Genomic DNA, 19,049 nt, shown 5'->3' on the forward strand with positions numbered 1-19,049 from the left:
AGTTGGAACAGGTTTCGTATCGTCAGGGCAAATTGAATTGCTATATCAGTGTAGGTAGGTTGACGTCCTTTTTTTCCAGTAGGTGTTGCAGACCATTGCATTTGGGGATCAAACCAAATGGTGAAAGCACCCCGTTGACGTAAAGCCTGATTGTACTCAGACCAGTTCGTTGTTTTGTATCGGCTTTTTGATTCTGTATTCATCTAACATGTATGGGGATGAAATTTATTTATGCAACAAAGCCCTTCAAAATATGAAGCACTTAGATTCAGGCGATTTTCAAAGAATGTCGCTTTAAAACCACCTTCATAGTTATCACCTTCTTGCGGATCCAATAAAGCATAATTGTAGTCACGGTTACTTTGTGGCATGAAAATATTAGTATAGCTTGCATAAGCAGTTAACCACGGAGCAATGTCATAAGTAATACCTGCATAAGGAGTAACTTTTGCATAAGTACTAAAATGGGTAGGTGTATTTTTGGTTGCAGTCGTGACTAATGTTTCATAATCATAGTCGGATAAACGAGCACCAGCAATGACATGTAAATGATCAATTGGATTCAAGCGTGTAGCCAAATAATATCCGACTTGCTCATATTTCTTGTTATTTACTCCCACTACTTGAGTCGCCGCGTTAGGTAATGCAACATCGCCATTCCACGTTCTCAAATCAACCGCATTAGCACTGTTAGAACCTGAAAAGTTGTTATTATTATTTTCAATATGCTGATAACTTGCACCCAACATCAACTCATGTTCACGACCAAATAATTGATACGGCCCTGACGCAGAAACATCTAAACTATGTTCTTCGGGATTGAAATTATTTTGTGAGGCGGCGAGAGATGCATAATGTGCTTTATAAGTTGTTGTACCTTTGATGACATCCTGATCAGAATAATTGACTGAGGCTACACCGATCACCCCAAACAGCGACTTAATTTGCTGTTGTGTATAGTTATAGTTTGCCTGCAAATTCCAACGATTTTCAAATTCATGTTTTGCTTGTGCAAATAGATTAATAGTATCAACCCGACTATATGCCAATTTTGCATTGGCATTAAAGCTAGGGGTGTATGGATTAATACCACCGTCAATACCATACATATCAATACCATGCACACCAAGACCCGTCACTTTGTTACGACTTAGCATACCACCAACAGAAACCGTTGTTTTAGGGTCAATATCAGCATCGATAATGCCATAGAGTGTCCCTGACTGATTATCTCCCCAAGCTTTCCATGAATCACCCTGACCATACGATGCCACAGCGCGACCACGAATAGAACCAGCACTATTTAAACCACCTTGTACATCAAATTGTGATCGGTAAGTATCCCATGAGCCACCACTCAGTTTAACCTCTCCAGTTGGGACACTACTATTGGCATGTTTTCTATTAAAATTTACACTTGCGCTTGGATAACCCGCACCATTAGTCAAGCCAGTAGCACCCTTAATTACGGTCACGTTTTCAAAAACAGCGGGGTCAAAATTACTCAGAGATGATCCATTTTTGCCATCAATCGCTGGCGCTGTCATAACACCATCAACTTGATAATTTACGATTTGTTTACCGCGAGCATAATAAAATACATATTCTCCCCCATTGCCTACTGCACCTTGCGCACCAAAACGCTGTACATATACACCCGGGGTCTGATTCAATACATCTTCAACAGTTGTTAAGTTTTGATCATCGATTTGTTCTTTTGTAATTACACTCACAGACTGAGGTGTATCTTTCAGCGCCAAATCCATCTTGGTTGCAGATTTAGATTTTTTAACGGTATAACCTTGCTGATCTTGATCGTCAGCTTTCAGTTTGATGGTCGGTAATATATCTTCAGCGTGAATAAAACTACTACCAGCCGCCATAAACATCATCACTGAAATTGTACGGGCTAATATTTTGGGTTGAGTATTAAACATTAAATGTACCCCTGTATAAAATTAGCGCAATCCTATCTCAATTGATAATAATTATCACTAACATTATACATACTATCTCCATAATTGTAATTGTATTTTTTTATTCACCTAAGCTAGTAAATAATTATTTCCATTTAATATTTATAAAAAATTTAAGGTTATTTTAATTTTTTAAAAAACTTAAACAGTAATTTAGCTGGAATGCACATCCCTTTTTTGCAAAAAAAAAGCCGCCAAATTGGCAGCTTTTTAAAGGAGTCTTTTAATCTTTTTGGACACTACCAAAAATCTTATCTCCTGCATCACCAAGGCCAGGCACGATATAACCTTGCGCATTCAATCCATCATCAATCGATGCGGTATAAATTTCCACTTCGGGGTGCAATTCATGCACTTTTTTAATGCCTTCAGGTGCAGCAACCAAAATCATGACACGAATATCTTTACATCCGCTGGCTTTAAGAACATCAATCGCAGCAACAAGTGAACTACCCGTCGCTAACATTGGATCAATAATCATCGCGATACGATTCGCTACATCAGGAACTAATTTTTTGTAATACGTTCGCGCCTGTAAGGTTTCTTCATCACGCTCCAAACCGAGTACACTGACTTTGGCACTAGGAATCAGGTTAAGTACGCCTTCCAACATGCCGATTCCTGCTCGTAAAATCGGAACGATGGTAATTTTTTTACCTGCAATACGCTGGGTCGTGACTTTGCCCGCCCAACCATCAACCTCATGATCGACCAGTTGCAAATCTTTTGTCGCTTCATAAGTCAGAAGCATTGTGACTTCTTGAGCAAGTTCACGGAAATTTTTTGTGCTGATATCCGAACGTCGCAATAAGCCAAGTTTATGACGAATCAGAGGATGACGGATTTCTTGAATGGGCACGGGAGAACACCTAAAACAACATTAAACTTGATATATTATAAATAGTTTTAGTGACGAAAATTAAAAAACCTCCACGAATGGAGGTTTTTTTTGTTAAAACACAAGCTTAATGCTGTTGTGATAACACAAAATGCAGAGGTGATAAAATCTCGCCTTCTAAGGCTAGTTTAATCACTGGATCTGGATAGATACCAATAATTAAAACCAATGCAGCCGCAGCCAAGACCATGATTCCACCTACTTTTTGTCCCCAATGCTTATCCGCATCGATACGAGGAACCTCAGGCGGAGTCATATACATGACCACCATCACACGTAGGTAATAGTACAAACCAATACCACTACCCACGATAATCATGGCTGCAAGGAACCAATGCTGAGTCGTTACCGCAGCCATTACCACAAGGAATTTACCAATAAAGCCCGCAGTTAATGGAATACCCGCCAAAGACAGCATCATTACGGTTAAAGTCGCAGTTAAAACAGGACGACGCCAGAATAAACCACGATAATCCGCAAGACTTTCAGCTTCATCGACATTGTTATAAGGACTAGACATCAACGCAACCGCACCGAATGCACCAATGGTAGTCAGTACATAAGTCACGACATACACCGTAACGCTACCTAAACTTGCGTAGGTCATGCTGATTAAAGCAATCAACAAATAACCAAAATGCGCAATCGATGAATAAGCCAAAATACGCTTTAAATTGACCTGACGAACTGCAAGCAAGTTACCCGCTAAAATAGATAACACGGCAATGATCGTTAAAATCGTTACTAGTGAATCGACAAGGATCGCACCAGAAGTCAGCATATAACGTACAAATAGACCAATTGTTGCCACTTTAGCCGCAGTCGCCAAAAAGGTCGCCATTGGCGCTGGCGCACCTGCATAAACATCAGGTGTCCATTTATGAAATGGCGCCAGTGAAAGTTTGAATGCAACCGCAAAAATGACCAGTGCAAGCCCTAAAATCACCATTGGTTGGCGAATCGCATTAAATAATGCTTGTACAGAATCATAGAAAGACAATGAACCTGTATAGGCATAGATATAAGCCATGCCCATCAAAAGCATTGCAGAAGCAGTTGCAGAAAGTACAAGATACTTCACACCAGATTCAAGTGAACGACTACGCTGATAGGTATAAGCCAACAAGCCATAAACTGGGATCGACATTAACTCAAGGCTAATGAAGAAAGAAGCATAATGCGCGCTTGCAACCATCAGCATTGCCCCTGATACCGAGATCAGAAGCAATAAGTAAAGTTCTTCGCGATTATCTTTATAGGTTTCAATATACGCATGTGACAAAGTACAGCACGCAAGTGAAGCCACAATAATGAGTAATTGATAAATCAGCGTAAACGGATCGATCATAAACATTCCCATGACATTCGATGGTACAAAATGACCACCAAACATCGTAATGAGAATATAAGCTGCGGCAAGGTTTAGACCCACCACTGAAGCGGTTGCAATTAAATTATGATTACGTTTAATTGCAATCAGGATCATCACAACGACTGCGGTCAACGCCACAATCATCACGGGTGCCAAAGGCATAAGCTGAGAAAAAGACATTGTGAAGTTCATGGCTTATTGGATCTCCACATTACTAAGCTGAGTCGCTGCTTGCTGAGTCAAGTCAACCACAGGTTGTACAGGACTATAGCTATTGGCTAACCATTGCATGCTTGAGTGCGATACGTCGAGGAAGGTTTGAGGATAAAGACCCAACCAGACCAAACCAATCAGACACACCATCAAAATAACAAGCTCACGTAAATTCAAATCTTTAAGCGGTTGAACATAGTGCTGTTTTTGTTCAGGGTTTGGCTCACCAAACAATGCTTTATGAATCAAAATCAAACCATATAGTCCTGCAAAGACCAAACTCACCGCAGCGATAATCGTGAACGCAGGATATTTATTAAATGAACCCATAAGGATCAGGAATTCACCAATAAAGTTACCTAGTCCTGGTATACCCACCAAAGCAGCCACAAAGAACATCAGGAAGAATGGTAAATATTGAAGCTGTCCACGCAAACCACCCATCAGGCGTAAATCACGCGTATGTAGACGCTCATAGACTTGACCAGACATAATGAAGAGTGCAGCAGAAGATAAACCATGTGCCAGCATCATGATCATTAAACCCTGATAGGTCAGGATATTACCGGCATAAATCGCAAGAAGCACAAAGCCCATGTGCGAAATTGAGGTATACGCCAACAAACGTTTCATATCGGTTTGCTGATAGGCACACCAAGCACCGTAGAAAATACCAATCAAACCAAAAATAATCGCGATATCTGCAAATTGTGCCGAAGCCGCTGGGAAGAATGGAATCACAAAACGGAGTAAACCATACGCAGCAGTTTTAATCAAAATACCTGCCAAGTCTACTGAACCCGCGGTCGGTGCCTGAGCATGCGCATCGGGTAACCAGCCATGCAGTGGAAATACAGGTAATTTCACTGCAAAACCAATAAACATACAGATCATAAAGGCATAAGCAACCGCAGGTGCTTGCTGATCAAGTGTATTGGCGACTGCAAGCAAGTAGTTGTAATCAAATCCGATCGAACCTGTCATCATGTAGCCATAGACCACCAGACCCAGAATACCAATCAGCATGATTAAACCTGCAATCTGGGTATAAAGGAAAAACTTGGTAGCCGCATAGACACGTGATTTTCCGTCTGCACCACGGTGACCCCATAGTGCGATCAGGAAGTAGATTGGAACCAGCATCATCTCCCAGAAGAAGAAGAACAAGAACAAATCAACTGCAAGGAAAACCCCGATCACGCCACCCAAAGACCATAAAAGGTTTAGATGGAAGAAACCGACATTTTTCTGGATTTCACCCCATGAACAACCAACTGCCAAAACACCCAGTAGTGCAGTCAGGCCAACCATCAAGAGTGATAAACCATCAATAGCAAGATGGATATTAATCCCTAAAGTCTGAATCCAAGGAAGATTAAACTCTGCTGACCACGTTGGAACTCGAGCACCAAGCTCATAATGAAATTGACCACTTTGCCATAGTGCAAGTGTCAATCCCAAAGTCACGAGCATACCAATTAAGGCAATCCAGCGCGGTAAATGCTGATCGAGCTTGTCGACCAACCAGCAAACAAAACCAGCAATGAAAGGAACTAAAATCAGCGCGGGTAAAATTAAATTGTTTTCCATTTTATTTCCCCACCACCTGAATAACGATAAGGATCATCAACAGCACGACGACACCAAGCGACATACTGGAAGCGTATTCACGCACTAAACCAGTTTGACGTGAACTCGTAAATTTGTTGCCGCCTTTCACTAAGGCAGGCAATACCAGCCACATGCTATCGATTGGATCTCGACCTAAAAGTCTTGCTATAAACAAATAAGGTTTTACAAACACGATGTTATACAAGGCATCAAAACCAAATGCAGTACGACAAATATGCACTAAACCTGAACCCAAATCACTTTGAGCAAAAGATTTAACTGCCGCGTAAGCAAATACAAACAACAAGATTCCTACGATTAAACCCGCAATCGCAATACCGCTTGCCAAATGTTCTGCGTGAGAAACCGCAGCTTCCAAACTTTCTGGAATCACAAAACTTGGAATATTAGCACTGCTTAAAAGCTTCAAAACTGGAGCTTGTAAGAAGTAACCGAAACCTGTCGATAAGAATGCAAGAATAGCCAAAGGTCCCCAGTAAGTCACACCATGAATAGCATGTGCTTCTGTTTTTTCTTCGCCAAAAAATACCACCCAGATTAAACGGAAAGTATAAATAGACGTTAAGAATGCACCTGCAACCCCGACCCAATACAAGGTATTGTAAAGTGGTAAGTTTGCAATCACAGATTGTGCATAAACTGCGCCTAAGATCGCATCTTTAGAGAAGAAGCCAATGGTCACGATTGGAAGCGCAGCAAGTGCACCGCCGCCGATGACAAAACACCAGAATACAAATGGAATCTTTTTACGCAAACCACCCATCTTGAAAATGTTTTGTTCATGATGACACGCTAAAATCACTGCACCAGAAGATAAGAACAATAACGCTTTAAAGAATGCGTGAGCCAACATATGGAACAGACCTGCCTGATAGGCTTCTGCACCCACTGCCATAAACATATAACCCAACTGACTCATCGTTGAGTAAGCCAAAATACGTTTGATATCGGTTTGAACCAATGCTGCAAAACCTGCGACGAGCAAAGTTACAGCACCTGTAATTGAAATGAATTGCATCACTGCTGGCGCCATTTCAATCACGCTATGCATACGACTGGTCAGATAGACACCCGCTGTCACCATCGTTGCAGCGTGGATAAGTGCTGAAACAGGCGTAGGGCCTGCCATCGCATCGGCCAACCATGTTTGTAATGGAATCTGCGCAGATTTACCTGCCGCACCCAAGAACAACATTAAAGCGGTCCAGATTGAAAGCGATGAGCTTTGTGTCATCACTGTCGCCGCATTTTCAACGATATAATGCGTATTTAACGTACCAAACTGTTGATAAAGCAGGAACAATGCAATAAGTAAAAATACGTCACCAACACGTGTCACTGTAAATGCCTTGATCGCAGCCCAGCCATTGTCTGGATTTGAATAATAAAATCCAATCAATAGATATGAGCACAGACCGACGCCTTCCCAACCCAAGAACAATAACGCCAAGTTATCGCCAAGCACCAACACCAACATGCTGGCAACAAACAGGTTGAAATATGAGAAGAAACGCGCATAGCCTTCTTCGCCGCGCATATACCATGAAGCAAAGATATGGATGAGGAAACCCACACCCGTAATCATGCCTGTCATCAGTAATGACAAACCATCGAGATATAGCGTAATACCCGGTGCAAAACCACCGACATTAAACCAAGTCCACAAATGTTGGACAAAAAATGGTTGTCCACTGCTGGTAAATGCAAGTCCGGCAATGAGAGCAAACAATGCAGAGAGTCCAACCGAGCCGACACCAATAATGGCTGCGACATTTTCAGAGAGCTTGTCGCGCCCTACCGCTAATAAAATAAAACCGATCAGCGGAAAAAGAATCGTTAAATATAAAGTACTCATCCGCGCATCTCACTAGCAGCATCCACATCCAGATGGTGGAAGCGATGGTAAAACTGAAGGACAATCGCAAGACCAATACAAGCCTCTGCCGCAGCAAGAGTCAAAATCAGGATAAACATAATCTGACCATCAGGTTGTGCCCATGCACTTCCTGCTAAAACAAATGCCAATGCCGCAGCATTCATCATGATTTCAAGGCTCATCAACATAAAGAGAAGATTGCGTCGCACCATTACACCGTAAAAACCCAGTGCAAAAAGAATGGTTGCAACAATCAAACCATGTTCTAAAGGGATATTGCCCATTGTTATAGTTCCCCTTCTGCACTTGGTTCACGTTTACCTAAGTGGAATGCTGCAACTAATGCTGCAAGCAATAACATCGCGGCAACTTCAACCAATAATAAATAATGAGTAAACAAAGCTTGACCGACTGCTTTTGGACCGATCACTTCACGACCCATGACTTGTCCCGGTACCGTGTAATCACTTGATAACATCCAGACCAAAGTCAAACCGAGCAGAAAGCTCATCAGTGCTGGAACTGCCCATGTTTCAGAGCTCAACCACTTACGTTCTTGTTCCACAGTATGCTGACCTAAATTCAGCATCATCACCACAAAGACGAACAGAACCATAATTGCACCAGCATAAACAATCACTTCAAGCGCACCAGCAAATGGCGCACCCACGATCATGAAGATACCCGCTACTGCAAGTAATGAAACAATCAGACTGAGTAAAGCATGTACAGGATTCGCATTGGTCACCACACGAATCGTAGAGACAATGGCCACGAGAGCCATCAAATAAAATGGCCACATCATGGTAATAAACTCCGTACATCGATAGGTGCACTTTCTTTTTGCGCTTGACCTTTACCTTTACCATCAATTGCCATACCCGCAACACGGTAGAAGTTATAGTCAGGATATTTACCTGGACCAGAAATCAATAGATTTTCTTTTTCATAAACCAAGTCCTGACGCACGTACTCACCTAACTCAAAGTCAGGAGTAAGCTGAATCGCGGTCGTTGGACACGCCTCTTCACACATGCCACAGAAAATACAACGAGAGAAGTTGATACGGAAAAATTCTGGATACCAGCGTCCGTCTTCTTTTTCTGCTTTTTGCAGTGAAATACAGCCGACTGGACAAGCCACTGCACACAAGTTACATGCCACGCAGCGCTCTTCACCGTCTGGATCACGAGTCAGAATAATACGGCCACGATAGCGAGGCGGTACAATTTCCTCTGCTGGGACTTCAGGATAAAGAATTGTGTCTCGTTTACGCGTAATGTGGGTAAATACCATCCACAAGGTACGAACGATTGACCCAACTCCAGCTAGAACTTTATACATTTTGTACTCCCTGCTGTCTTAGGCCTGATTCATCAGAATCACAGCACCAGTCACGAGTAAGTTGACTAACGCCAGCGGCAAACAAATTTTCCAACCAAAATTCATGACTTGGTCATAACGCGGACGCATTAAAGAACCACGAGCCAAAATAAACATCATCATAAAAAACGCTGTTTTAATAATGAACCAGAACACAGGCGGAACAAACGGAATTTCAAGGTTAAATGGCGCAAGCCAACCACCAAAGAATAAGGTCACGATCAAGGCAGAAATCAGTACGATATTCACATATTCTGCAACGAAGAACATGCCCCACTTCATACCACCATATTCAACGTGATAACCTTCAGCCAATTCTTGTTCAGCTTCTGGTTGGTCAAATGGATGACGATGCGTGACCGCAACACCCGCGATCACAAATACCATAAAGCCAATAAACTGCGGAATGATAAACCAAACATCGCGTTGCGCTTCCACAATTTCACGCAGGTTAAATGAACCTGCGATGGCAACAACGCCCATCAGGGAAATACCCAAAAACACTTCATAAGAAATGGTTTGAGCCGCAGAACGTAAACCACCCAGTAACGAGTATTTGTTGTTTGATGACCAACCACCAAACAGCACGGCATAAACTGCAATACCCGCCATTGCCATAAAGAACAATAGACCAATACTCATGTCCGCAACGCCAAGCGTCGGACTGATTGGAATCACCATAAATGACAGTACCGCAGTTGCCATTGCCACTGCTGGTGCCATACGAAAGGTCAATTTATCGGCAAACTTTGGTGTCCAGTCTTCCTTGAACATGATCTTCAGCATATCTGCCACGATCTGAAACATACCGCCTGGCCCTACACGATTAGGACCATAACGGTCTTGCCAGAGTGCCAAAAGACGACGTTCAATAAATGACATTAAAGCTGCAATCACAACCACTACCAGCATAATCACAATCGCTTGAACCACAGCATAAGCAATTGGCCAGTTCTCAGCCCAAAGCGGTGTTTGACGCATAATTTCTTGTTGCATGAATTACACTCCTACCGCGACTGATACAGGTTCAGCCAAAGACACCGTCGGTGCCAAACCAATTGGATAACCGATATAACCCGTTGGTAAATATTCAATCACCTGAACAGGTAAGCTCACTGTGGTTTCACCCGCTTGTAATGAAATACGTTCACCATCTTTGAGATTCAAACGAGTTGCATCTTGTTCACCCAAAGCAAAAGTGGCTTCAGGAATACGAGACTGCATGGCAGGTGTCTTAATGGTAAATTCACCCGATGCAAAAATGTGATGCATTGGAACCAGACGGAAACTTTCAGGATTGACCGTAATCGCTGCTGGTGCAACAAAGCTACGTGCAGGACGTTTTGGTAAACGATCAAATAAACGAATACCTGAGTCGCCACCTTTCAAGTGACCACCGACTTCATCTTGGTATTTATTCCAAGATTGTGGCGAGTTCCAACCCGGTGCCCATGCAAATGGAACCAATGATGATGCTTTTTGTGGACCCACATAACCTTCCATCGAGAAAGTTAAAGCTGAATCGACATCCACAGGTTGTTTTGGTTCATGTACAGAAATTGGTGCACGAAGTGCGGTACGACCTGAATAACGACGCGGTTCACGCGCAATTTTTAAACCATGAACACGGTAGCCTGCATCTGGTGCAACGTCCTGAATCGCTTCAAGCACAGGAACATTTTTCACCACAGATTCAATCACATCATCCAGTAAAGTCCAGTTAATCACTTTACCGTTGAGTCCTGTTTCAATAGCATGTAACCAACGCCATGATTCTTTGATCGCATACTCTGGCTTGTAATAGCTTGGATCATAAACTTGGTAGAAACGTTGCGCACGACCTTCCTGACTCACCACTGTACCATCACCCTCAGCAAAACTTGCCGCTGAAAGCACGATATCGGCCTGTTTCACAGTCTCAGTTTCACTGTGATCCAACACAATTACGGTTTGCGCTTTGACAAGAGCAGCTTTGACTTGAGGTGCAGGTAAACGACGGAATAAGTCATTTTCCACGATCACGACAGTGTCATAATCTTGTGCAAAGACTTGTTCTAAGCTTTGACCACCAAACAATGCCAGACCCATTGAGTTCACTTCAGGCACAGTCAGTGTAAGACCAGCATTGCCTAGATTTTGTGCGACTTGCGCAGCCGCTTCCATAATCGCAGGATCTTGTAAGCTAGTACCCGAAATCACCAAAGGTTTTTTCGCAGCTTTTAAACTGTCAGCAATGCTTTGAGCAAAGGCTTTGGCATCATCATCTAGACCATTGAGGGTTTCACCTTTCACGGCTGCCGCAATAGCAAAACCAAGACGCGCAATGTCGTTTGGAGATGCAACTACTTCACCTGTTGCTACATCCGCTAACCGAGTTTGCGTTGCTGCCAAAATATAAATCGGAGATTTCTCATCCTGACCAATACGTTGTACAGGTTCTGCTAACCAGTCTGGAGTACGACGATCCGCCGCCATTTGTTTGGCTTTATTTTTCGCTGCTTGACGAACGGATAATGCCATACGCGGTGCAGTTTGAGTGAGGTCTTCACCTAAAATCAGTACTGCATCATAGCTTTCGACTTCACGCATATTCGGGTTGTAAACACCCTCGGTTTGCATGATTGAAGCCGCAAGCTCAACCAGATTTTGCTCTTTTTGCGACAGGCCTGTTGAGTAGTTTTCTTGTCCGACTAGCTCACGTAATGCATAGTTCGATTCAAGACTGGCACGTGGAGAACCGATTCCCAGTACTTTTTTACCTTGAAGTTTTAAGATGACTTCATCCAGTGCCTGATCAACTGAAACTGAACTGACTGCTTCACCGACACGGAACTGTGGCTGACGCGGACGATCTGCGCGGTTCACATAACCCGTACCAAAGCGACCTTTATCGCAGAGGAAGTACTGATTGACCTCACCGTTAAAACGGTTTTCTACACGGCGCAATTCACCATAACGCTCACCCGGAGAAATGTTACAACCTGAAGAACAGCCCTGACACACGCTTGGTGCATACTGCATATCCCATTTACGGTTATAACGTTCAGAGTGAGTTTTATCGGTAAATACACCTGTTGGACAAACTTCTGTCAGGTTACCTGAAAATTCAGACTCCAAAGTGCCAGACTCTGGACGACCAAAGTACACACGCGATGCATTGGCATAGACACCAAAGTCAGTCCCGCCTGCGTAGTCTTTGTAGTAACGCACACAACGATAACACGCGATACAACGGTTCATTTCATGTGCAATAAACGAACCCAACTCTTGGTTATAGTGCGTACGTTTAGTAAAACGATAACGACGACGGTCATGACCTGTCATGACGGTCATATCTTGTAAATGACAGTGCCCCCCTTCTTCACAGACTGGGCAGTCGTGCGGGTGGTTGGTCATTAAAAATTCAACCACTGACTCACGAAAATCAACCGCTTCTTTATCTTCGATTGAAATAAACGTATTGTCAGCCGCGGGTGTCATACATGACATCACTAAACGTCCACGGGTATCGTCAGCATTTGCATACTGAGTCACCGCACATTGACGACATGAACCCACAGAACCTAAGGATGGATGCCAACAAAAATATGGAATGTCGATGCCTAGGGACAAACATGCTTGTAGCAGGTTTTCTGACCCATTGACTTCATATGATTTTCCATCGACATGAATTGTAGCCATAGTCGAATTCCTTAAACTTGTTCTACGTGACTGGCTTGGGCAACAGGACGATTGGTCACTTTTGCTTCAAACTCGCTACGGAAATATTTGAGTGCGCCCATAAGCGGCTCCATCGCACCCGGTGCGTGGGCACAGAAGGTCTTACCGATCCACAACTTTTTGGTGAGTTCAGACAAATGCTCGATGTCTTCCATCTTGCCTTCACCATTTTCAAGTGCTTTCAGTGCTTTGACCGCCCAAGGTAAACCATCACGGCATGGTGTACACCAGCCACATGATTCACGCGCAAAGAACTCTTCAAGGTTACGTACCGCAGAAACCATACATTGGGTTTCATCCACCACCATCAACAAGCACGTACCTAAACGCGAACCTGCTTTCATGATGCTTTCAGAATCCATCGGAAGATCAATATGCTCAGCTGCTAAAAAGTCAGTGGATGCACCACCCGGTAACCATGCTTTAAGTTTCAGACCATCACGCATACCACCCGCGTAGTCTTCAATCACTTCACGCGCAGTCGTACCAAATGGCAACTCCCAAAGTCCTGGGAATTTAACTTTACCTGAGGCACCATAAATTTTAGTACCTGGATCTTTGGATTTACCCGCAGACAAACCGATATACCACTCAGGACCACGTAACATGATCGCGGGTAAGTTGTTATAAGTTTCGACGTTATTGACGATGGTTGGACGCCCCCATGCTCCTGCAACTTGCGGGAATGGCGGTTTAGTCCGTGGATTAGCACGACGACCTTCTAGCGAGTTAATCAATGCAGTTTCTTCACCACAGATATAACGGCCAGCACCTGTATGCACAAACAGCTCAAAATTCCAGCCTGTATCCAGAATATTGTCACCCAAATAACCTTTGGCACGAACTTGTTCCAAAGCTTCATTTAAGTATTGAGCCGCTTCAATATATTCACCACGAATAAAGATATAACCCTGCGTTGCCTCTAAGGTATAAGCAGCGATCAACATGCCTTCAATCAATTGGTGCGGAAGACGTTCCATCAACAAACGGTCTTTGAATGTACCGGGTTCCATTTCATCGGCATTACAGATGAGATAGCGTGGACCACCATCATTCGGTGCCATGAGCGACCATTTAATCCCTGCTGGGAAACCTGCACCACCACGGCCTTTGACCGTTGCTGCTTTAATGACTTCCAAAACTTCCGCAGGTTTCATTTCAATGGCTTTCTTAAAGCCTTGATAACCCTCTAAAGCTTCGTAATCATCGGCATTGCGGACATGTTCCTGTTTACTCAAACGCCAAGTCAGTGGATGAGTTTCTGGATTACCTTCGCCATAAATCGGTTTTGGTTCAGTATTCATACATACTTCTCCAATAACTGTTTGACCGAAGATACATCTACCAAACCATGGGTATCTTCATCAATCATAAGTGTTGGGCCTTTATCACAATTACCTAAACAGCAAATGGGTAATAAGGTAAAACGGCCATCTTGCGTGGTTTGACCATACTGAATACCCAGCTCACGTTGGAACGCTTCAGCCAAAGTTTCAGCACCCATCAAGAAGCAGGCAATCGAGTCACACAATAAAATTACGTGACGACCCACAGGTTGGCGATAAATACGGTTATAAAATGTCGCCACACCTTCCAAATCTGCAACGCTAATCGTTAATAACTGCGCGATTGCATTCATCTGTGCATCATCTACCCAGCCATTACGGCGTTGTACGCACTTCAGTGCATCCAATGATGCCGCACGTGGATACGGATAGTGATCAATGTGATGTTCTATTTCGTGGATTTCATCCGCAGTCAAAATCCCTTCAACATTCACACGTGGCTTTTTATCAGTCAAAATCATCATAATGCGTACCCCTTAGCGATCCACGTCGGCCATAACCACATCAATGGTTGCCAGATAAATGATCAAGTCTGAAACCAGACTACCGTTAATCACAGATGGAATTTGCTGTAGATGGGTAAAGGTCGGTGTACGAATACGAGTACGATAACTCATGGTTGATTTATCAGACGTCAAATAATAGTTAGACGCACCTTTCACCACTTCCGCCATCACAGATGCTTCACCCGCTGGCATGACAGGCCCCCATGACACACTTAAGAAGTGCGTAATCAGAGTTTCAATATCTTGCAGGGTTTTATCTTTCGGTGGTGGAACTGCCAGAGGATGATCCGCTTTATACGGACCAGATGGCATATTATCCAGACATTGTTTCACGATTTTGAGCGATTCTTCGATTTCGCGATAATGCACCATGACACGAGCATAGGCATCGCCTTCATACTCAAGTGGTACTTCAAAATCGTAATTTTCATAACCACTGTATGGACGATATTTACGCACATCAAAGTCAATACCTGTGGCGCGTAAACCAGTGCCTGTTATTCCCCAAGCCAATGCAGATTTTGCATCATATTGAGCAACATTACGGGTACGACCTTCAAATACTGAGTTTTTAAGTGCAGCAGTATGATATTCCTTCAAACGCTTTGGCATCCATTCGAGAATGTCACGAATCAGTTTTTGCCAGTTGTTTGGAAGGTCATGTGCTGTTCCACCGATACGGAACCACGCAGGATGCATACGGAAACCTGTGATCGCTTCAATCGCGTCATAGATTTTTTGACGATCGGCAAACATATAGAATACTGGGGTCATACCACCCGCATCCTGAATCGCCGTACCGATATATAACAAGTGGTTGTTGATACGGAACAATTCCGACATCATGACACGGATACATTGCGCACGTTCAGGCACTTTAATACCCGCAAGCTGCTCAACGCCCATGACATAAGGCATGTTTTGCGCACAACCGCCCAAGTAGTCCACACGGTCGGTATAGGGAATGAACGAGTGCCAAGTTTGACGCTCAGCCATCTTTTCCACACCACGATGGTGATAACCGATATCAGGCACACAGTCTTTGACTTCTTCACCATCTAACTGTAACACCACACGGAACGCACCATGTGCAGATGGATGGTTAGGACCCAAGTTCAGGAACATGAAATCCTCATCGGCATTTCCACGTTTTAATCCCCAATCTTCTGGGACGAAACGCAAATGTTCCTGTTCAAAATCCTGCTTGGCTTTGTTCTGCATATACGGGGTATATTCGGTCGCACGTGCAGAATATTCTTTACGCAGTGGATGCCCTTCCCAATAAGTTGGTAACAAAATTCGACGCAGCATCGGATGCCCTTCGAAATTGATCCCGAACATATCGTAAGCTTCACGTTCGTACCAGTTGGCATTTGGCCAAATATTGGTGGCTGTTGGAATGTTAATATCATTCTCATTCAGCGCTACTTTAATACGAATATCACTATTACGTTCTAATGATAATAAGTGATAGAACACCGTGAAATCAGATGCAGGCAAACCATCACGATGGGTACGCAAACGCTCGTCCACCGCAGATAAGTCAAACAACATCACGTAAGGACGTTCTACTTTACGCAAAAACATCAGTACATCTTGTACGCGTGCGCGCTCAACCCAGACAGTCGGAAACTCTTCACAAGTCGGTTGCACGTAGAAGTTTTCACCAAACTTGGTTTGGAGTTCCTCTACAATTGCAAATGCTGGGCGTGAATCAACTGGAGTCGATTCTGGCATAGCAATGTCAGTTTCAGCCATTGGCTTGGCTTCCTATTTAATACAAATTCAGTCAATTTTTCTGATGAAACATATCCAGTCGATATATCAAAACTTCATCATGAATAATTATTTAATTTCATCCATAGAGCGTAGGTTTTTCACCGCAATACGTTCAGCATTTTTGCGATCGCGTTCTGGCATCATCTTTGGCTTATACACTGGCTTAAGATCATCACCGATTACGGCAGAAAGTGGACGGCGCTCTAATTGAATTTGGTCTTGGAGTAGCATTAATGCTTGAATCAATGCTTCAGGACGAGGCGGGCAACCTGGGACGTACACGTCAACAGGAATAATTTTATCGACGCCCTGTACAACCGAATAAATGTCGTACATACCACCTGAATTTGCACAAGCTCCCATGGAAATGACCCATTTTGGCTCAAGCATTTGCTCATAAAGACGTTGAATAACGGGCGCCATTTTGACAAAACAGGTTCCAGCAACAATCATCAAGTCAGCTTGACGCGGTGAAGCACGAATAACCTCAGCACCAAAACGTGATAAGTCATGCACACCTGTTAAGGTGGTTGCATACTCAACGTAACAGCATGAAGTACCAAAGTTAAATGGCCAGACTGAGTTTTTACGCCCCCAGTTGACCACATTATGCATCACATCTTCCAGACGGGTCATGAAGACATTTTTATTGACTTCTTCTTCAAGCGGATCAGTGACAATTTGGCGTTCTTGCAAAGGATATTGATCAGCACTCGGATTCGCACGGGTTAATGTATATTTCATCCCGAGTTACTCCTGTTCAGATGAGGTTTGAGTCGCTGAAATAGACTTCATACGACCTGAGGATTGAGCTGGAATATGACCTGTAGGGTCCATCACCAACTCCTCAATAGAATTGAAGCGGGTAATATCAGCAAGATTCATCTGTGCAGAACCCACTTTGGCTTTAATTCCTGCTGATTTACGACGATCTGCTGGTGCCCAGTTCAATGCACCTACAGCAAATGCATAAACTAAAGCAATCAATAAATCGACAACAAAAATTACAACCGTCGTAAAACCAAGCCAACCCACTTCACGGACAGAGGTTGCCCATGCGTATAAGTAGAGTGCTTCAAGGTCAAAAACAACGAAGAAAATCGCGACCAAATAAAATTTTGCAGACAAGCGGATACGTGCCCCACCTGCGCTCACAACACCTGATTCAAATTGCTCTTGCTTCGCGCGCCCCCACGATTTACCCCCTAGGAGCAAGGGAACGGTAAGCATAAAAACGCACAGAAATGTAACACCGATCACGAAGGCAATAGTTGCCCATTCGTATGGAGTAATGGCACTCATGCGGGGATAACTCCTGGCAGGCCTATTATTTAACAAAGAATGTATGTATTGGCCTTCAAATACACCAAACATAAAATTAATCCCGCCAATTGTACCTGATTTCTAATTTCTGTTGCTAGGTGAAGTACCTTAGTCTTTAGGATGATTTTTTGGACAATTTTAGAAAATATAGGGCTTGAACGCTAAATCCACTGGTATTTATCGGTTTATCAAATCAATTCTCATATTATGATTATTTTTTTCATTTTCTTACATTTTAACCAATATTTCGGACAATTTTGTCCTAAATCATGATTACACCTTTAACCATCACTTATCCTGTATTTTTTTGAATTATTTTGCTATTTTCTCAAGAAATACTCTCAATCTCAAACTTGGCATAAAATCAGCCTACATTAAACGGTGATTTTGCTGAAAATTAAAGCTATAAAAGACTATCTCAAGTTCAAAAGAGCATGCTATTTTGAGAAGTAGATCATGCTGAACTCGAGTGGTATTTTTTACTTCAATTCAAATTAGGATTGAAATAAAACTGATTAAACAAGCAGAATTTCTAAATGAGGAAAATAGATAAAATTAGATCTATAAATCTTTGCAATTCAGTTACATGCTTTAATTAACTTTATACACATCAACCTTGAGCCAATGTGTATGCTAAAAACAAAGAATAAGGAGTAAAATCAATGAGTCTGCACTATACACATAAGCCTAACTACTTTCTTTATGCTCAATTGCTCATTCGACATATTCAAGAATATGTGCAAAAGCATCCCGATGCAGACAATGCAATTTTTGATTTACGTGATATTTATGATCTGTTTCGTCACGATCTCGCATCAACTACAACCAATTTAGAAGGTATTCTTAACATTACGGACGAGTATCGTATTGAAACCATCAATGGTGATCAAAAAATTATTAGTGGTTATAAAATCGATGCAGAAAATAACTTTCTCTTAATCGATTTTGATCAAGACGCTTTAACCAGTTTACGCGCAGGCAAAGCCCTGATTGCACCAGATGCGAGCTTACAAGAATAAACTGAT

General features: G+C 42.9%; 17 protein-coding genes. 1 reads left to right on the top strand and 16 read right to left on the bottom strand.

The window, feature by feature from the left end; translation table 11 throughout:
- The 16 genes from J500_RS14540 to ndhC form a co-directional block, all read right to left on the bottom strand.
- The coding region (locus J500_RS14540) for a transposase (protein WP_034700232.1) at positions 1 to 203 on the bottom strand (203 nt) is incomplete at its 3' end.
- Positions 204 to 1,937 (bottom strand): TonB-dependent siderophore receptor, encoded by a 1,734-nt coding sequence (locus J500_RS14545; RefSeq protein ID WP_228130684.1) that lies wholly within the window; start codon positions 1,935 to 1,937, stop codon positions 204 to 206.
- Between the two features lie 262 nt (positions 1,938 to 2,199).
- On the bottom strand, positions 2,200 to 2,835 hold the full coding sequence (upp, locus tag J500_RS14550) for a uracil phosphoribosyltransferase (protein ID WP_004987377.1): 636 nt from the start codon (positions 2,833 to 2,835) through the stop codon (positions 2,200 to 2,202).
- 106 nt (positions 2,836 to 2,941) lie between these two features.
- Positions 2,942 to 4,438 carry an NADH-quinone oxidoreductase subunit NuoN gene (nuoN, locus tag J500_RS14555; protein ID WP_004987382.1) on the bottom strand — a complete coding sequence of 499 codons (1,497 nt, stop codon included), beginning with the start codon at positions 4,436 to 4,438 and terminating at the stop codon, positions 2,942 to 2,944.
- Positions 4,439 to 4,441: 3 nt separating this feature from the next.
- Entirely contained in the window at positions 4,442 to 6,049 is a 1,608-nt protein-coding gene (gene nuoM, locus J500_RS14560; RefSeq protein ID WP_004987384.1) for an NADH-quinone oxidoreductase subunit M, read from the bottom strand.
- Position 6,050: 1 nt separating this feature from the next.
- Positions 6,051 to 7,946, bottom strand: coding sequence for an NADH-quinone oxidoreductase subunit L (gene nuoL / locus J500_RS14565; protein WP_034700236.1), 1,896 nt, complete (start codon positions 7,944 to 7,946; stop codon positions 6,051 to 6,053).
- Positions 7,943 to 8,251, bottom strand: coding sequence for an NADH-quinone oxidoreductase subunit NuoK (gene nuoK / locus J500_RS14570; protein ID WP_004987386.1), 309 nt, complete (start codon positions 8,249 to 8,251; stop codon positions 7,943 to 7,945). The genes nuoL and nuoK overlap by 4 nt, the downstream gene beginning before the upstream one ends.
- Positions 8,252 to 8,253: 2 nt before the next feature.
- Positions 8,254 to 8,769 (bottom strand): NADH-quinone oxidoreductase subunit J, encoded by a 516-nt coding sequence (gene nuoJ, locus J500_RS14575; RefSeq protein WP_171063253.1) that lies wholly within the window; start codon positions 8,767 to 8,769, stop codon positions 8,254 to 8,256.
- The gene (gene nuoI, locus J500_RS14580) at positions 8,769 to 9,311 is read right to left on the bottom strand and encodes an NADH-quinone oxidoreductase subunit NuoI (RefSeq protein ID WP_004987388.1); all 543 of its coding nucleotides are present in this window, start codon (positions 9,309 to 9,311) and stop codon (positions 8,769 to 8,771) included. The genes nuoJ and nuoI overlap by 1 nt, the downstream gene beginning before the upstream one ends.
- 18 nt (positions 9,312 to 9,329) lie before the next feature.
- A complete protein-coding gene (gene nuoH, locus J500_RS14585) occupies positions 9,330 to 10,346 on the bottom strand; it encodes an NADH-quinone oxidoreductase subunit NuoH (protein WP_004987391.1) in 1,017 nt (338 codons plus the stop codon).
- A 3-nt stretch (positions 10,347 to 10,349) separates the two neighbouring features.
- A complete protein-coding gene (gene nuoG / locus J500_RS14590; protein WP_004999027.1) occupies positions 10,350 to 13,031 on the bottom strand; it encodes an NADH-quinone oxidoreductase subunit NuoG in 2,682 nt (893 codons plus the stop codon).
- Positions 13,032 to 13,042: 11 nt separating this feature from the next.
- Entirely contained in the window at positions 13,043 to 14,374 is a 1,332-nt protein-coding gene (nuoF, locus tag J500_RS14595) for an NADH-quinone oxidoreductase subunit NuoF (RefSeq protein WP_004987395.1), read from the bottom strand.
- Positions 14,371 to 14,880: an NADH-quinone oxidoreductase subunit NuoE gene (nuoE, locus tag J500_RS14600; RefSeq protein WP_004987397.1), complete on the bottom strand. Its 510-nt coding sequence runs from the start codon at positions 14,878 to 14,880 to the stop codon at positions 14,371 to 14,373. Before nuoE ends, nuoF begins: the two co-directional genes overlap by 4 nt.
- Before the next feature lie 12 nt (positions 14,881 to 14,892).
- Positions 14,893 to 16,680, bottom strand: a complete 1,788-nt coding sequence (nuoC, locus tag J500_RS14605) for an NADH-quinone oxidoreductase subunit C/D (RefSeq protein WP_004987402.1) — start codon at positions 16,678 to 16,680, stop codon at positions 14,893 to 14,895.
- A gap of 87 nt (positions 16,681 to 16,767) precedes the next feature.
- A complete protein-coding gene (locus J500_RS14610; protein WP_004987404.1) occupies positions 16,768 to 17,445 on the bottom strand; it encodes a NuoB/complex I 20 kDa subunit family protein in 678 nt (225 codons plus the stop codon).
- Positions 17,446 to 17,451: 6 nt separating this feature from the next.
- On the bottom strand, positions 17,452 to 18,003 hold the full coding sequence (ndhC, locus tag J500_RS14615; protein ID WP_034700240.1) for an NADH-quinone oxidoreductase subunit A: 552 nt from the start codon (positions 18,001 to 18,003) through the stop codon (positions 17,452 to 17,454).
- 683 nt (positions 18,004 to 18,686) lie between these two features.
- Here ndhC and J500_RS14620 point away from each other — a divergent pair.
- Complete coding sequence (locus tag J500_RS14620; protein ID WP_034700242.1) at positions 18,687 to 19,043, top strand: hypothetical protein; 357 nt, start codon at positions 18,687 to 18,689, stop codon at positions 19,041 to 19,043.
- The last annotated feature ends 6 nt before the right edge of the window (positions 19,044 to 19,049 follow it).

This window comes from Acinetobacter sp. 479375, from assembly GCF_000581715.1.
Lineage (GTDB): Bacteria > Pseudomonadota > Gammaproteobacteria > Pseudomonadales > Moraxellaceae > Acinetobacter > Acinetobacter ursingii.

Coding starts and splice junctions, on each gene's coding strand:
- J500_RS14545 (WP_228130684.1), bottom strand. CDS start 1,937: ATGTTTAATACTCAACCCAAAATATTAGCCCGTACAATTTCAGTGATG.
- nuoN (WP_004987382.1), bottom strand. CDS start 4,438: ATGAACTTCACAATGTCTTTTTCTCAGCTTATGCCTTTGGCACCCGTG.
- nuoM (WP_004987384.1), bottom strand. CDS start 6,049: ATGGAAAACAATTTAATTTTACCCGCGCTGATTTTAGTTCCTTTCATT.
- nuoL (WP_034700236.1), bottom strand. CDS start 7,946: ATGAGTACTTTATATTTAACGATTCTTTTTCCGCTGATCGGTTTTATT.
- nuoK (WP_004987386.1), bottom strand. CDS start 8,251: ATGGGCAATATCCCTTTAGAACATGGTTTGATTGTTGCAACCATTCTT.
- nuoJ (WP_171063253.1), bottom strand. CDS start 8,769: ATGTGGCCATTTTATTTGATGGCTCTCGTGGCCATTGTCTCTACGATT.
- nuoI (WP_004987388.1), bottom strand. CDS start 9,311: ATGTATAAAGTTCTAGCTGGAGTTGGGTCAATCGTTCGTACCTTGTGG.
- nuoH (WP_004987391.1), bottom strand. CDS start 10,346: ATGCAACAAGAAATTATGCGTCAAACACCGCTTTGGGCTGAGAACTGG.
- nuoG (WP_004999027.1), bottom strand. CDS start 13,031: ATGGCTACAATTCATGTCGATGGAAAATCATATGAAGTCAATGGGTCA.
- nuoF (WP_004987395.1), bottom strand. CDS start 14,374: ATGAATACTGAACCAAAACCGATTTATGGCGAAGGTAATCCAGAAACT.
- nuoE (WP_004987397.1), bottom strand. CDS start 14,880: ATGATGATTTTGACTGATAAAAAGCCACGTGTGAATGTTGAAGGGATT.
- nuoC (WP_004987402.1), bottom strand. CDS start 16,680: ATGGCTGAAACTGACATTGCTATGCCAGAATCGACTCCAGTTGATTCA.
- J500_RS14610 (WP_004987404.1), bottom strand. CDS start 17,445: ATGAAATATACATTAACCCGTGCGAATCCGAGTGCTGATCAATATCCT.
- ndhC (WP_034700240.1), bottom strand. CDS start 18,003: ATGAGTGCCATTACTCCATACGAATGGGCAACTATTGCCTTCGTGATC.
- J500_RS14620 (WP_034700242.1), top strand. CDS start 18,687: ATGAGTCTGCACTATACACATAAGCCTAACTACTTTCTTTATGCTCAA.